Origin of the sequence: Rhodococcus sp. OAS809 (assembly GCF_040546695.1) — a bacterium.
In the GTDB taxonomy this organism is placed as follows: Bacteria; Actinomycetota; Actinomycetes; order Mycobacteriales; family Mycobacteriaceae; genus Rhodococcus_F; species Rhodococcus_F qingshengii.
Genome location: NZ_JBEPOI010000002.1, coordinates 463,763 through 477,673 on the forward strand (window position 1 = coordinate 463,763; position 13,911 = coordinate 477,673).

The 13,911-nt window shown below is 63.0% G+C and carries 17 protein-coding genes; 13 read left to right on the plus strand and 4 right to left on the minus strand.

Features of this window, described 5'->3' with window-relative positions; genetic code table 11:
- Window positions 1-56 precede the first annotated feature (56 nt).
- Both ABIE52_RS05365 and ABIE52_RS05370 read left to right on the plus strand, forming a co-directional pair.
- Window positions 57-770: an AzlC family ABC transporter permease gene (locus ABIE52_RS05365; RefSeq protein ID WP_051720889.1), complete on the plus strand. Its 714-nt coding sequence runs from the start codon at window positions 57-59 to the stop codon at window positions 768-770.
- The gene (locus ABIE52_RS05370) at window positions 767-1,087 is read left to right on the plus strand and encodes an AzlD domain-containing protein (protein WP_030537096.1); all 321 of its coding nucleotides are present in this window, start codon (window positions 767-769) and stop codon (window positions 1,085-1,087) included. Before ABIE52_RS05365 ends, ABIE52_RS05370 begins: the two co-directional genes overlap by 4 nt.
- On the opposite strand, the gene ABIE52_RS05375 is transcribed toward ABIE52_RS05370, so the two are convergent.
- On the minus strand, window positions 1,073-1,729 hold the full coding sequence (locus tag ABIE52_RS05375) for a TetR/AcrR family transcriptional regulator C-terminal domain-containing protein (protein ID WP_007733086.1): 657 nt from the start codon (window positions 1,727-1,729) through the stop codon (window positions 1,073-1,075). The two genes, ABIE52_RS05370 and ABIE52_RS05375, sit on opposite strands and share 15 nt — an antisense overlap.
- Before the next feature lie 164 nt (window positions 1,730-1,893).
- On the opposite strand from ABIE52_RS05375, the gene bioB reads away from it, so the two are divergent.
- The 3 genes from bioB to ABIE52_RS05390 are packed head-to-tail and all read left to right on the plus strand — an operon-like array spanning window position 1,894 to window position 3,730.
- On the plus strand, window positions 1,894-2,907 hold the full coding sequence (gene bioB, locus ABIE52_RS05380; RefSeq protein WP_024487821.1) for a biotin synthase BioB: 1,014 nt from the start codon (window positions 1,894-1,896) through the stop codon (window positions 2,905-2,907).
- Entirely contained in the window at window positions 2,904-3,128 is a 225-nt protein-coding gene (gene bsaP, locus ABIE52_RS05385; protein ID WP_030537095.1) for a biotin synthase auxiliary protein BsaP, read from the plus strand. The genes bioB and bsaP overlap by 4 nt, the downstream gene beginning before the upstream one ends.
- 11 nt (window positions 3,129-3,139) lie before the next feature.
- Window positions 3,140-3,730 carry a DUF2567 domain-containing protein gene (locus ABIE52_RS05390; protein WP_007733080.1) on the plus strand — a complete coding sequence of 197 codons (591 nt, stop codon included), beginning with the start codon at window positions 3,140-3,142 and terminating at the stop codon, window positions 3,728-3,730.
- 11 nt (window positions 3,731-3,741) lie between these two features.
- Here ABIE52_RS05390 and ABIE52_RS05395 read toward each other — a convergent pair whose 3' ends face one another.
- Window positions 3,742-4,572, minus strand: coding sequence for an SDR family NAD(P)-dependent oxidoreductase (locus ABIE52_RS05395; RefSeq protein WP_037126834.1), 831 nt, complete (start codon window positions 4,570-4,572; stop codon window positions 3,742-3,744).
- Between the two features lie 83 nt (window positions 4,573-4,655).
- Here ABIE52_RS05395 and ABIE52_RS05400 point away from each other — a divergent pair, with 83 nt between their 5' ends.
- The gene (locus tag ABIE52_RS05400; protein WP_007733070.1) at window positions 4,656-5,258 is read left to right on the plus strand and encodes a TetR/AcrR family transcriptional regulator; all 603 of its coding nucleotides are present in this window, start codon (window positions 4,656-4,658) and stop codon (window positions 5,256-5,258) included.
- A 109-nt stretch (window positions 5,259-5,367) separates the two neighbouring features.
- Window positions 5,368-5,700, plus strand: coding sequence for a Rossmann-fold NAD(P)-binding domain-containing protein (locus ABIE52_RS05405; protein WP_030537093.1), 333 nt, complete (start codon window positions 5,368-5,370; stop codon window positions 5,698-5,700).
- Between the two features lie 14 nt (window positions 5,701-5,714).
- Here ABIE52_RS05405 and ABIE52_RS05410 read toward each other — a convergent pair whose 3' ends face one another.
- A complete protein-coding gene (locus ABIE52_RS05410) occupies window positions 5,715-6,443 on the minus strand; it encodes an NUDIX hydrolase (RefSeq protein WP_007733069.1) in 729 nt (242 codons plus the stop codon).
- Between the two features lie 102 nt (window positions 6,444-6,545).
- Between ABIE52_RS05410 and nadA the strand changes: the two genes are divergently transcribed.
- The 3 genes from nadA to nadC are packed head-to-tail and all read left to right on the plus strand — an operon-like array spanning window position 6,546 to window position 10,023.
- Window positions 6,546-7,583, plus strand: a complete 1,038-nt coding sequence (gene nadA, locus ABIE52_RS05415; RefSeq protein ID WP_003941702.1) for a quinolinate synthase NadA — start codon at window positions 6,546-6,548, stop codon at window positions 7,581-7,583.
- Window positions 7,580-9,151, plus strand: coding sequence for an L-aspartate oxidase (locus ABIE52_RS05420; RefSeq protein WP_030537092.1), 1,572 nt, complete (start codon window positions 7,580-7,582; stop codon window positions 9,149-9,151). Before nadA ends, ABIE52_RS05420 begins: the two co-directional genes overlap by 4 nt.
- Window positions 9,151-10,023: a carboxylating nicotinate-nucleotide diphosphorylase gene (gene nadC / locus ABIE52_RS05425; RefSeq protein WP_030537091.1), complete on the plus strand. Its 873-nt coding sequence runs from the start codon at window positions 9,151-9,153 to the stop codon at window positions 10,021-10,023. Before ABIE52_RS05420 ends, nadC begins: the two co-directional genes overlap by 1 nt.
- A gap of 6 nt (window positions 10,024-10,029) precedes the next feature.
- On the opposite strand, the gene ABIE52_RS05430 is transcribed toward nadC, so the two are convergent.
- Window positions 10,030-10,938 (minus strand): LysR substrate-binding domain-containing protein, encoded by a 909-nt coding sequence (locus ABIE52_RS05430; protein WP_030537090.1) that lies wholly within the window; start codon window positions 10,936-10,938, stop codon window positions 10,030-10,032.
- Between the two features lie 71 nt (window positions 10,939-11,009).
- Here ABIE52_RS05430 and ABIE52_RS05435 point away from each other — a divergent pair, with 71 nt between their 5' ends.
- The 3 genes from ABIE52_RS05435 to ABIE52_RS05445 all read left to right on the plus strand — a co-directional run bounded on the left by ABIE52_RS05435 (window position 11,010) and on the right by ABIE52_RS05445 (window position 13,900).
- The gene (locus ABIE52_RS05435) at window positions 11,010-11,903 is read left to right on the plus strand and encodes a dihydrodipicolinate synthase family protein (protein ID WP_030537089.1); all 894 of its coding nucleotides are present in this window, start codon (window positions 11,010-11,012) and stop codon (window positions 11,901-11,903) included.
- A 48-nt stretch (window positions 11,904-11,951) separates the two neighbouring features.
- Window positions 11,952-13,265 (plus strand): HNH endonuclease signature motif containing protein, encoded by a 1,314-nt coding sequence (locus ABIE52_RS05440; protein WP_030537088.1) that lies wholly within the window; start codon window positions 11,952-11,954, stop codon window positions 13,263-13,265.
- Window positions 13,266-13,387: 122 nt separating this feature from the next.
- Window positions 13,388-13,900 (plus strand): GNAT family N-acetyltransferase, encoded by a 513-nt coding sequence (locus ABIE52_RS05445; RefSeq protein WP_030537087.1) that lies wholly within the window; start codon window positions 13,388-13,390, stop codon window positions 13,898-13,900.
- Window positions 13,901-13,911 lie beyond the last annotated feature (11 nt).

Genomic DNA, 13,911 nt, shown 5'->3' on the forward strand with positions numbered 1-13,911 from the left:
TCTCCGATCGATCGTTCTACTTGACGAACGGTGTCACTTCGTTCAACATAGAATACATGCGTTCTTTATGGCGAACAGTTGATCGAGACACGGTTCGGGTGAGCGTGCTGATCTGTCTCTCCGTGGCCATCGTCGGTGTGTCCTACGGTGTGACGGCAGGATCGGCTGGATTCTCGTTGTGGCAGCTTTTGGCGTTGGCTGTACTCGTTCTGGGAGCGTCTTCGGAGTTCTTGTTCATCGGAATCATCGCGGCCGGAGGCGGCGCCGTCGCTGCAGTTATAGCCGGCTTGCTGATCAACTCCCGAAACTTCGCCTACGGATTGGCAGCGGGATCTTTTCTCGGCGAGGCTCGCCACACGGATTCAGGCTGGCGCAGGGGCTCGGGCTGGCGCAAGTTGGTCGGCGCGCACCTGGTCAACGACGAAAGCGTCGCGGTTGCCATGGCGCAGGGCTCGGTGAAGCAGAAGCGTGCGGCCTTCTGGTTCTGTGGGATCGGGATCGCGGTGTCGTGGCCGATCGGAGCTCTCCTGGGCGGGCTGCTCGGCAGAGTCGTCCGAGACCCCGTCGCGTTGGGATTGGATGCCGCGTTTCCGGTTGTCATTCTGGCCCTTGTCTTGCCTGCGCTGAAGGAAAAGGTGACGCTGCTTGCCGCCCTGATCGGTGCAGCAGTCGCGGTGGCCGCGTCGCCGTTCCTGCCGTCGGGTACCGCTCCGCTCGTTGCGCTGCTGAGTATCGCGGTGACGATACCGTTCCGGGAGAAGGTTCGATGAATACCGCGTCGGTCTGGATCGGTATCGTCGTGTTCGCTTGCGGTTCTTACGCTTTGCGGGCAAGTGGCGTTCTGCTCCGCGCTCGGGTGAAGCTTTCGGTTTTTGCCGAGAAAACCCTCGATCGTGCTGTCGTGGTGCTGCTGCTCGCAGTGGTTGTGACATCGACGGTCTTCACCGGGCATGACGTTGCGGGGCCGGCGCGGATGCTCGGCGTGGTGGCCGGAGGCATCTGCGCCTGGTTCAAGGCGCCGTTGGTGGTCGTGGTGATTGTCGCGGCCGGCACTACTGCAGTACTCCGACTGTCAGGAGTGTCGTAGAGCCGATTCGATGGGCGTTGAATCGGGGATCGAATTCAGGCGAGTGCGAATGCCGTCGATGAACAGGTCCAGGCCGAACTGGAAGCGCACTGTCGGATCGCCGTCGAGGAGGTCCTCGTCGGAACCGCCGCCGATCACCTCGGGGGAGTCGGGGGAAATGGGTGCTCGGGTAAGTGCCCCCATTTCTTCCATCTGCGCTCGGGACTGCTCGTCCACGGTATGGCCGAGTACGTAATACAGCAGGGCGTACGCCGCGAGTTGGGCGTGCTCGCGTGAGAGACCGGATTCTTGCCCGGCTTGTACGAAATGCTCGCGCACCTTGCTGTTCGTCATCCGCGAAGCGAAGGTGGCGCTGACCAACTCGGCGCCATCGCGGTGCGCCAGTAGGGCAGACCGAAGTCTGTGTGCCAGTTCGGAATACGCCTCTTGCCACGTGTCTGCGTCGACGGGGGCGTCGAGGTCTTCGAGGATCTTGTCGACGACCGCGCCGAGCAAGGTCTGCTTGTTCGGGAAGTGCCAGTACAGGGCGCCGGGTTGGACGCCTAGTGAGGTTGCGAGCCTGCGCATCGTGAGGTCGGCAAGTCCGAACTCGTCGAGTATCGCCATGGCGCCGTCCAGCACGTCGCCGCGTCGCAACTGCACTTGTTGTTCCCCTCGTTTCGTCCCGCTGTGGAGCGCTTTCGATCGAATGTCGATCGGACCCGCCTTTGACAGTATTCCACCACGTCTCTAACGTGAACACCGTTCAACTTGTACGGTGTTCAATTTTGCTGGTTTCGAAGGAGACGTCTGTGACCCCGCCCCCGATTAGCACGGCCCCTGCGACGGTCGACATCCTCGACCAGGCGCGCGAGCAAGTTCTCGAAAGAGGAGTTGGCCTGACCGAAAGCCAGGTGCTCGACGTACTCCGACTCGACGACGACAGGCTCGAAGACCTGCTGGCTCTCGCCCACGATGTGCGTATGAAGTGGTGTGGACCGGAGGTCGAGGTCGAGGGCATCATCAGCCTGAAGACGGGCGGCTGCCCTGAGGACTGCCATTTCTGCTCGCAGTCCGGACTCTTCCAGTCGCCGGTTCGCGCGGCGTGGTTGGACATCCCGAGCTTGGTGGAAGCTGCCAAGCAGACTGCGAAGTCGGGTGCTACCGAGTTCTGCATCGTGGCCGCCGTCCGCGGACCCGACGCCCGGTTGCTCGCTCAGGTTGCCGCAGGCATCGAGGCGATCCGCAACGAGGTCGACATCCAGATCGCCTGCTCGCTCGGCATGCTCACCCAGGAGCAGGTCGACCAACTGGCCGCCATGGGTGTGCACCGGTACAACCACAACTTGGAAACTTCGAAGTCGCATTTCCCGAACGTCGTGACCACGCACTCGTGGGAAGAGCGGTGGAACACGCTTCGGATGGTTCGTGAAGCAGGCATGGAAGTGTGCTGCGGCGGAATCCTCGGCATGGGTGAATCGCTGGAGCAGCGCGCAGAATTCGCGGCCAACCTGGCTGAACTGGAGCCGGACGAGGTCCCGCTCAACTTCCTCAACCCGCGTCCGGGTACGCCGTTCGGTGATCTGGACGTGCTGCCCGCCAGCGAGGCGCTCAAGTCCGTGGCCGCTTTCCGTCTCGCGCTGCCTCGCACGATCTTGCGCTTCGCGGGTGGACGCGAGATCACTCTCGGCGACCTGGGTGCCAAGCAGGGCATCCTCGGCGGAATCAACGCCGTGATCGTCGGCAACTATCTGACGACCCTCGGACGTCCCGCCGAGAAGGATCTGGATTTGTTGGTGGATCTGCAGATGCCGATCAAAGCACTGAACGACACTCTGTGAGCACTCCGGTGACCGAGGAGCGGTACAACCCGTTCACCGGGCGTCGGATCGTCGACGGCGTCGACGATCCGACGCCGCCTGCGGCGTCGATGGGGCTCGAGCCTCCTCGCTTCTGCGAGCAGTGCGGGCGCCGCATGATCGTTCAGGTCAGCCCTGACGGATGGTGGGCGAAATGCTCCCGACACGGTGTCGTCGACTCGATCGACGTCGCCCGCAGGTAGCGTCACTCTGTGTGATCTCTCTTCGGCAGATTCGTCTGCGCACCGCGATCGTGATCGCCGCAACCATTGCGGGCGTGAGCGTGCTCGTCGGTGTGCTGTGGGCGTTCTTGGCTCCGGCCGAGCACCTGTTGGTGGTGTCCGAGGGGCGCGGCGTCGCGTTGACGGGTGAGAGCCTTCATCAGTTCGACGCGAGCGCCGTGTTCATCTGGCTGGCACTGATCGTCGGTGTGCTGTCGGCGGTGGCGGCCTGGTTGGCACGCCTGAGTCGAGGTCCTTATGCCCTGGGCGGGTTGATAGTCGGTTCAGTGGCAGGTACCGGACTGATGGCACTCGTGGGTTCGGGCGTGACAAAACTGCGTTTCCCCACGGCCGACAATCCGGCGGTCGGGGAGATCATTGCGCGGGCCCCGAACGTCGGAACTTTGCTCGTGCTTCTGTTTCAGCCGCTCGCGGCGTGCGTCGTGACATTGGTTCTTGCAGTGCTCAATCCGTACGACGACCTCGGGGTGGGGGACCACCCGGAATCCGGGGATCCGGAATCTGGGGATCCGGCCACCGACACCGAACAGGCCGAAGTCGAAAGCCAGCCGAAACTTCCGTAACTGTTGCGTCGCTACGCCGGCGAGGTCGACGAACGCTTGGTTTCGGCTTTCATTCGCACGTCACCCAACAGTCGCCCGGAAATCAGCGCGCCCAACCGGCGGGTTGCGAAGCGAGTGCTGATCGAGGACACCCAGTTCGGCAGTCCCGATACGACGGTCGGCGGCGCGTAGCGTCGATCCAGTGCTCGGAAAGCGGTGTCCACCACCTGAGTTGCCGTCTGCATTCGCCCGACCGCCGCGTCTTCGGAGCCGACTACGTCGAAGAACTCGGTGCGCGTCGGACCGGGGCACACCGCCAATACAGTCAATCCGCTGCCGCGAGCTTCGGCCCAGAGTGCTTCGGTGAAGTTGAGTACAAACGCCTTGGACGCGCCGTAGACGGCCATGCCCGGTGTCGGCTGGAACGACGCTGTGCTGGCGACGTTGACCAGTGCTCCGCGGCCGGTGAGAAGGTCGGGCAGGAATGTGTGTGTCAGCTCGACCAGCGTGGCGATGTTGAGCTGAATCTCGGACGTGACGCGCTCGAGATCTTCGTCCACGAATGCCCCGTGTGTTCCGAATCCGGCGTTGTTGATCAGCGAGTCGACGGTGATGCCACGGTTTGTCAGCTCCTGGTGCAGCGATGCACCGACGCCGGGTGCGGCCAGGTCGGCGGGCAGGACTGTCACGATGATGCCGTGGGCGCCACGGAGTTCGGTGGCGAGTGCCTCGAGGCGGTCGGCCCGCCTGGCGACCAGAACCAGGTTTGCGCCGCGAGCGGCAAAGCGATGAGCGAATTCCACTCCGAGCCCAGCGCTGGCTCCGGTGATGAGGACGGTGGTTCCGGCTACGTCGATGGCCATGGTGGCTCCTTCGGTTCGGGTGATCCCAAATGTAGGCACTGACACCATAGTTGTCAATGACAACATTTTGATATGGTGCCACCATGCCCGCCCACGAACAGCCGTATCATCACGGCAGCCTGCGACAGGAACTCCTGGCGTCGGCCGAAGCAACACTCGAACGAGATGGCGTCGACAAGTTGTCGCTGAGGCAACTCGCGCGTGAGGCGGGCGTGAGCCACGCGGCTCCGGGCAAGCACTTTCGTGATCGCCAGGCTTTGCTCGATGCCTTGGCCGAAAGTGGATTCCATCGGATGACCGGTGCGCTCGAGCGGGCAGTCGCGGATGCTCCACCGACCGCGAGGGCCCGGTTCTCCTCGCTCGCCAATGCCTACGTGGATTTTGCGCTGGAGCATCCGGGCCTGCTCTCTCTGATGTACAGCAACAAGCATGCGCCGGGCGCCGCCGAAACTGTCGTCAACGCGGGGCACGCGACGATGGACCTGACCGTCCGGCTCGTTTCGGAAGCTCAGGCCGCAGGTGACATTGCCGCCGGTGATCCGGAAAGTATTGCGCTGGTTGCCTTTGCGACGTTCCACGGCGTCGCGACGCTTGCTGCGGGCGGAATGTTGGGCGACGTGCCGGTGGGCGAGGTGGTGAACGCGGCCTCGACGGTCTTCTGGGCGGGCCTTTCCAGGGCTGTCTGAGGTGGGGCGCGCAATTCCCCAGAGTTCTCACAGAACCAGCACAAGGGAAGCACAAGATTGCGGACTTACATAGGAGTCAAGAAGATTGATTCCGAGTGGAGGTTCGGCAATGAGTGTTTCAGAGAACGCCGCCAACAGGGGAGTTGTACTTGTCACGGACATCGGATTCGAGCACGGTGCGCGCACGGCCGCCGAGTTTCTCGACGCTGGTTGGAGCGTGGCAGTCACGGCGCGGACGGTCACCGAATTGGTTCGCGTCATGGCGGGAAAACCTGCCCATCGCTTCTTTGCGATTGTCGCCGATCCGACGGATCGTTGGCAGGCCGATCGGATTCTCGATCGGGTGACGACTCGGTTCGGTGTAATCAACCGGGTCATCGATCCGGCCGGCGCCGTGACCTCGGTGTGGTTGCAGCGCGGAAGTCTCGAAGCTGTTGCCTGACAGTGCGATCGGTGTCAGCTTGGCGGCCGTAGTGCGGCGAATTCGTCGGTGACCCGCAAGGTGGAGTCGGTGAAACGGTACAGGGCGGGTGGACGTCCACCCGACTTGCCGGACGGTGCGGTGTTGCCGGTGGGAGTCAGAACGCCTCGACGCCCCAGCACGCGTTGCAAATTGGTGGCATCGACCTGGTAACCGAGGGCAGCGCAGTAGATTTCGCGCAGTGTCGACATCGCGAACTCTTCCGGGGCCAGCCCGAATGCGATGTTGGTGTACGAGAGTTTCGCGGCAAGTCGATTGCGCGCGTGCCGTACGACGGTTCCGTGGTCGAACGACATCTCCGGCAACTTCGAAACGGGGTGCCAGGCCGTGTCCGGTGGCAGTTGTGGGTCGGCGCTGAGGGGAACGAGTCCGAGGAAGGTCGACGCGATGCGGCGCGGACCCGGCACGCGCTGTGGATCACTGAAGACGGAGAGCTGTTCGAGGTGGGCGACCTTTCGTAGGTCGACCTTCTCGGCGAGGAGTCGTCGAGCGGAGGTCGTCAGGTCCTCGTCGTCGCGCAGAGTGCCCCCGGGCAGGGACCACGTGCCCTTCTGTGGGTTGAGTGCACGCTGCCACAGCAGCACGGCCAACTCTTCACGACCTTGCGGGCAGTGATCGCCGTCACCTGCGGCGATGCTTGCGGGGAAGGTGCGAACTTGGAACACCGCTGCAAGCACTTCGTGGGTGGTGTTACTATTGGGCACGTTTTCGATCCTAAGTCGAAAACCTCGAATACGGAAATCCGGGCCAGCCCGTCCGGATTTGAACTGGGTGACGAGCCCGGGTTCACGGTTAAGGAGAACGCCATGACGACCACGACGTTATGGGAGGGATCGGCCTCGCAGATTCACGACGGCCCCGGCGGATACAACGGAGTCGAAGCGACCCCCGAGTGGGCCGCTGAGATCAAACGTCTGGCTCGCGAACGCGGCGCGACGATTCTTGCGCACAACTACCAGCTGCCTGCGATTCAGGACGTCGCCGATCATGTCGGTGACTCCCTGGCGCTGTCGCGAATCGCTGCCGAGGCGCCCGAGGACACGATTGTCTTCTGCGGTGTGCACTTCATGGCCGAGACCGCGAAGATCCTGTCGCCGTCCAAGACCGTGCTGATCCCGGACGAGCGAGCCGGCTGCTCTCTGGCCGACTCGATCAATGCCGAGCAGCTTCGTGAGTGGAAGGCCGACAACCCGAACGCCCTGGTGGTGTCGTACGTGAACACAACCGCAGAGGTGAAGGGTCTCACCGACATCTGCTGCACCTCGTCCAATGCGGTCGACGTGGTCAACTCGATCGATCCCGACCGCGAGGTTCTGTTCCTGCCGGACCAGTTCCTGGGAGCTCACGTCAAGCGCGTGACGGGCCGTACCAACATGCAGATCTGGGCTGGTGAGTGCCACGTGCACGCCGGCATCAACGGTGACGAGCTGACGGCCAAGTCCAAGTCGCACCCGGACGCCGAGCTGTTCGTGCACCCTGAATGTGGTTGCGCTACTTCGGCTCTGTACCTAGCAGGTGAAGGCGCGGTCCCCGCGGACAAGGTCAAGATTCTCTCCACCGGCGGAATGCTCGACGCTGCCCGCGTCACCAAGAGCAAGCAGGTTCTGGTCGCGACCGAGATCGGGATGCTGCACCAGTTGCGCAAGGCAGCGCCCGACGTCGATTTCCAGGCCGTCAACGACCGCGCGTCGTGCCCGTACATGAAGATGATCACGCCTGCCGCGTTGCTTCGTTGCCTTCTCGAGGGCAAGGACGAGGTCCACGTCGATCTCGAGATGGCCAAGCGTGCACAGAAGTCGGTGCAGCGCATGATCGAGATCGGTAATCCGGGCGGCGGCGAGTGACCAGCCCTGCCGGGCGTTTCGCCTGGGAGGCTCATGCCGACCTGGTCGTCGTGGGAGGCGGTGTCGCGGGCCTCACCGCTGCGCGCACCGCTTCTCTGCGGGGACTGAAAGTACTCACGGTCAGCAAGGGCGGTCCGACGGACACCGCGACTCAGTACGCGCAGGGCGGCATCGCGGTCGTCGACGATCTGAATACCGATTCCGTCGAGTCGCACGTTTCGGATACGTGTGAGGCCGGCGTCGGTTTGTGCGACGAGGAAGCTGTCTATTCCATCGTCGAAGCTGGTCACGACGCTGTTGCTGCGCTGGCCGCGTTGGGAGCGGTCTTCGATCGCGGGCGAGACGGCGAGGTGTCGCGCACCCGCGAGGGTGGGCACAGCACGCGTCGGATCATCCATGCCGGCGGCGACGCCACTGGCGCGGAAGTGCAGCGGGCTCTCAATGCTGCCGGGCTCCCCGTTCTGTTCGGTGCAGCGGCAGTCCAGGTGGTGACCAACCGGCGTGGGGTGTGCGGACTCATCGTCTCCTCGCCGGAAGGCCTCGGAGTGATCCATGCGCCCGCGGTGCTGCTCGCTACCGGCGGACTCGGTCAGCTGTATGCCTGCAGCACAAATCCGCCCGGAGCGACTGCCGACGGAATCGCGTTGGCACTCGAAGCCGGTGCGGCGATTGCGGACCTGGAGTTCGTTCAGTTCCATCCGACGGTGCTCTTCACTCCGGGCGGGGTAGGCCGCCGACCCCTGATCAGTGAGGCGGTCCGCGGCGAGGGCGCGATTCTTGTCGACACCAACGGTGATTCGGTCACCGCAGGTGTTCATCCGCTGGGTGATCTCGCCCCGCGTGACGTGGTCTCGAGGGCAATCGCAGCACGCCTACGCGATCTCGGCACTGATCACGTCTATCTCGACGCTCGCAAGCTCGACGGTTTCGATTCGAGATTCCCGACCATCACGGCGTCCTGCCTCGGAGCGGGCATCGATCCACGCACCCAATTAATTCCGGTCGCTCCGGCCGCGCACTATTCGTGCGGCGGAGTCGCCACCGACGTCCATGGACGAACGGGAGTGCCTGGTCTCTACGCAGCAGGCGAAGTGGCTCGCACGGGATTGCACGGCGCGAATCGTCTTGCGTCCAACAGCCTTCTCGAGGGTTTGGTAGTCGGGGAGCGTGCAGGAATCGCAGCTGCCGAGCGTCGCGAGGTTCATGCCGAAGTGGTCAACGTGGTGCGCAAGCCGATGCCGATTCTGCCGCGAGAGACCGTGCAGTCCGTCATGACGGCACACGCGTCGGTGGTTCGCGACGGAGGCGGTCTCCAGATTGCGCGAGCCGCGCTTGCCGACGCCGAACAGACAGTGGCGGTGGCTGCTCCGGACCTCGAAGACGCGGCGCTCACGTTGACCGCGACTGCATTGGTCGACGTGGCCGTGGCGCGAACCGAGAGCCGTGGCTGCCATACCCGCACCGACTATCCTGAAACAGATCCGAATCAGCGTCGCAGCACTCGGATCAAGATGGGTGCCGATGGAGCGCTCGAAATACCCGACATGTTGTTGACAGGAGTTCATTGATGACCGAGCAGAAGATCCTGCACGCGCCGCTCGACCGTGACGAGCTGCTCACATTGGTCAGGCTCGCTCTGGACGAGGATCTGCGCTATGGCCCCGACATCACTTCTACCGCAACGGTTCCCGCCGATGCGGTCGCGAAGGCGTCGGTCGTCTCACGCTCCTCGGGTACTGTCGCCGGCATCGACGTCGGACTGCTTGTTCTCGACGAGGTGATCGGCGCGGGTAACTACGAGGTCGTTGATCGGGTGGCCGACGGAACTCGGGTTGCGCCAGGTCAATCGGTGCTCACTGTTGTCGCGCCCACCCGCGGACTTCTCACGGCAGAGCGCACGATGCTCAACCTCGTCTGCCATCTCTCGGGAATCGCCACGGCGACATCACAGTGGGTCGACGCCATTGCCGGCACTCATGCCAAAGTGCGGGACAGCCGAAAGACGCTGCCCGGACTGCGTTCTCTGCAGAAATATGCAGTCCACGTGGGCGGAGGCGTCAACCACCGTATGGGATTGGGCGACGCGGCGTTGATCAAGGACAACCATGTTGCTGCTGCCGGTTCGGTGGTCGCAGCACTTCGTGCGGTCCGTGAGCTCGCCCCGGACATCGAGTGCGAAGTTGAGGTCGACAACCTCACTCAGCTCGATCAGGTGCTGGCGGAGAACGTGGAACTTGTTCTGCTGGACAACTTCCCGCTGTGGCAGACGCAGATCGCGGTCCAGCGCCGAGACGCTGTTGCTCCAGAAACCAAACTCGAGTCATCCGGTGGTCTCACCATCGACGTTGCCGCAGAGTACGCCCGAACCGGCGTCGACTACCTCGCTGTCGGTGCCTTGACGCACTCGGTGACGGTCCTCGACCTCGGGCTCGACATGTAGGTGTCGCTATTGCTCGGCGTCCAGCAGTTGCGGGACGGCCGAGCGAAGCGCGTTTGTCACGGTTGCGACCGCCGGGTGAGCGTCGGAGCCCGCTCGGTGTGCAATCTTGGTCCTTCGTCGAATGGGCATCGGCGTCAGGCGCACACCTAGCGGCGGATGGATTGCTCCGAGTTCAGGAACCAGCGAAACACCCTGTCCCGCAGCGACGAGGGCGAGAACGGTGGCGAACTCGTCGATGTGGTGTCGCACTTTCGGGGTGAATCCAGCTGCCTGGCATGCGCGAATAGTCATTGCATGACAAGCAGTTCCGGGAATTGCGGTAATCCAGGGACGTTCTACGCAGTCGGTCAGTGATGCGACAGCGTCGTGGGGATCTGACTCGATGTCACTCGAAGCGAGGTACACGGCTTCGCTGCACAGCGGCAATGTCGTCAGGCCCGGTTCGGTGGGGCGAGGGACGAAGTCGTAGTCGTGAATCAATGCCAAGTCCAGAGTCCCAGCTCGTAGGTCGTCGGCGACGTCCGCCGGGTCGATCTCCGAAACCATCGGTTCCAACCCGGGATGCTCGCGAGACAGGGCGATCAATGCCGCCGGGAGGATCGCCCGTGCCGCGGTCGGGAACGTTCCGATGCGCAGCGGCCCCGCCAGTCCACGACGTGCGTCGACCAATTCACCTGACGCCTGCTCCAGGCGTTGCAGGATGGCTTCGGCATGACGTGCGAGGTTCTCACCGGCGGGTGTGAGTCGGACGCGACGGCCTGTTCGTTCCAGCAGCGGCACGCCGGCTTCACGTTCGAGGACGGCCAACTGCTGCGACACCGCGGAGGGACTGAACGACAGCGCCTCGGCAACGGCAACGATGGTTCCGCGCAGCGCTAGTTCGCGCAAGAGCTTCAGTCGGCGAACATCGAGCATCAGCTCAGCTTACGCTCGACGATGGAAATGCGAACTAGACCTACAAGGTTTGTTCGGTGAGGCTGAGTTCTATGACTACGACTCGAGTTGACCTGGCCGGAATCCATGTTCCACTGATCACGCCCTTCGAGAGCGACGGTCGTATTGCAACCGATGCACTCGAACAGCTTGCGCACCAGGTCCTCTCCGAGGGTGCGGTCGGACTCGTTGCGCTGGGGACTACAGCGGAAGCCGCAACACTCACCGAACAGGAGAGAGTGACCGTTCTGGATATTTGTGCGAATGTGTGCCGTGCGAGAGGTGCGACGTTGATCGTCGGCGCGGGCAGTAACGACACGGCGGGCAGTGCGCAGGCGCTCGGGAGGCTGGCTCGGTGGCCTGAGGTCTCGGCGGCGTTGGTGCCGGTTCCCTCCTTCACGAGGCCGTCGAAAGCCGGTGTGGTGGCGCATTTCGCGCATCTGCAGTCGTCGAGCCCAGTGTCGCTGATCGTCTATCACGTGCCGTACCGGACTGCGTGCGATCTGGACAGCGGCACTTTGCAGGAGGTGGGTACTTTGCCCGGGGTTGTTGGTGTGAAGTATGCCGCGGGCGGTATCGACGCAGCTGCCGTCGAACTCTTCGCGGATCTTCCAGGCGGCTTCGCCGTACTGGCGGGGGATGATCTATTTCTCGCGCCTCTTCTGGCCTTGGGTGCGGCCGGTGGCATCTTGGCGTCCGCTCATGTGTCGACCGCTGAGTTCGTCCGCTTGGTAAAAGCTTGGGACAGTGGCGATGTGGACGGCGCCCGTGACCTCGGGCGGAGTTTGTCGAAGCTGTCCGGAGCTCTGTTTTCCGAACCGAACCCGACTGTGATCAAGGGCGTATTGCATGCGTTGGGACAGATTCCGACTCCCCATGTGCGACTGCCGTTGCTACCTGCGGGTGACGAATCGGTAGCGCGGGCGCTCGAGGTCTACCACTCTTGACTCGAACGCATGTTCGAGTATTGTGTGGGGAGGGGATCGGGGGATTCAATGAGTGTCTTGTTGTCGGATGTGGTGTCTGGTTCTGCGGTGGGGTTACGCGGACGGTTGTGGCAGTTGTCTGCTTCTGAGTTGCGTGCTGCTGCTGCTGTCGAGGCGAGTGCGGAGATTCTGCGCCTCGAGGCGGTGCGTGTGGCGGTGGTGGACGAGTTGTCGTTGCGCCCGGATGATCAGGTGATTGCCAGCCGCGGTGTCGGTTCGTGGTTGGCGGCGAACACGATGCTGCAGGTTCGGGACGGGAAGAAGATCGCCGCGTTGGGTGCGGCTTTGCGGCCGTTTCCGGCGGTGGCTGCTCGGTTCGATGGCGGGGATTGCTCGTTCGAGCATGCGGTGTTGATCGTGGCGTTCTGCGAGTCACCGCCGAAGGGGATGCCGGAGGAGGCATTACCGAAGTGCATCGATTTGTTGTTGGCTGCTGCGTCGGGGGTGGAGGCGACGACGACGAAAGTGCGGAACGTGATCGCGACGTTGGAGCGAATTTTCGAATCCGATGAGATTCCGCCCGCCGAGGATGTCGATCTCAATGAGTTGCGGATTGCTTCGACATTGAACGGTCGAGTGGTGGTGCGTGGGGATTTCGATGCCCTCAGCGGGGAAATGTTGTTGTCGGCGTTGTCGAATCTGACGATGCCGACCCCGGCACCGGACGGGACTCCCGATGCCCGGTCGGCGGCGAAGCGGACTGCGGATGGGTTCACGGAACTGATCCGGCGTTATCTCGATTGCGCCAAGACTGGTACCGATGGTGGTCAGCGTCCGCATGTGAATGTGCACATCAATGCTCGTGATTTGGCGGAGCATCGGGATTGTGCCGCACAGTCTTCGGATTCGGGTGATGACGGCTCACTGGAGCTGTCCGATCTTGATGTCGGGCACATGCCCTGGCTGGGACCGCTGTCGGTGTCGCAGACCAGGCTTCTCGGGTGTGATTGTTTCCTCTCCACGGTCCTGCTCGACGATCACGGCGCGTCGCTCGATGCGAAACCAGGGAAGAGGTTGGTCACCGCCGAACAGCGAGTGGCGTTGATCGCCCGGGACAAGGGCTGCGCGTTCCCGGGCTGCACATGCGTGCCCGCCTGGAGGGATGCGCACCATATCCGGCACTGGGCGAACGGCGGGCCGACGGTGATGAACAACCTGGTCCTGCTGTGCCGTTCACATCATCGGTTGATGCACCGCAAATCAGAGTTCGTCGGGAAGTGGGTGATCCGGATCGGCGCCGACAACAAACCGTGGTTCATCCCGCCGCCCTCGATCGACCCGCAGCAGCACCCGCGACCGGCCAACACCACATTCAAAACCTGACTGAGTGGTGACACCCGTTCAGGCGCACAACTTCACGCCGATAGGCTTCAACTCGGAGATACACCCGGGTTGGGGCCTGGAGGCCGTGTTGTGTGAACGGCTGCGAATATGGGGGAGGTCATATGGTTGTCGACGTTGTGCAAGCGGTCGAGACCGATGGGCCGGAGATTCTGGCGCTGCGGCACGCGGCAGAAGACTGGTTGGCAGAACGCGGAATCATCCAGTGGCGCCCGCGTGAAGTGTCTGTCGAGCAGGTCGGGGAGCAGATTTCGAGAGGGGAGTTCTTTGTTGCGCGAGACCGGGAACAGTCGAGGATTGTCGGTGCCCTGCGGTTGATCTGGTCAGACCCCGTGGTCTGGCCCGATTCGAACGATCCTGCCGGCTACGTGCACGGATTGGTTATCGATCGAGAATTCTCGGGCACCTCGTTGGGTGAACGCTTACTCGTCTGGGCCCATCGACGGTCCGCGCAGGAGAACGCGCAGTACCTGCGGCTCGATTGTGTAGAAACCAACGTGCGGTTGCGCCGCTATTACCGAGACGCGGGTTTCGCCGAGGTAGGGCGTCGTGACTTCGGAGACGATGCCGACAACGGTTGGTTCAGCGTCGTGCTGTTCGAGCGCTCCCTGACCTGATCCATTCACAG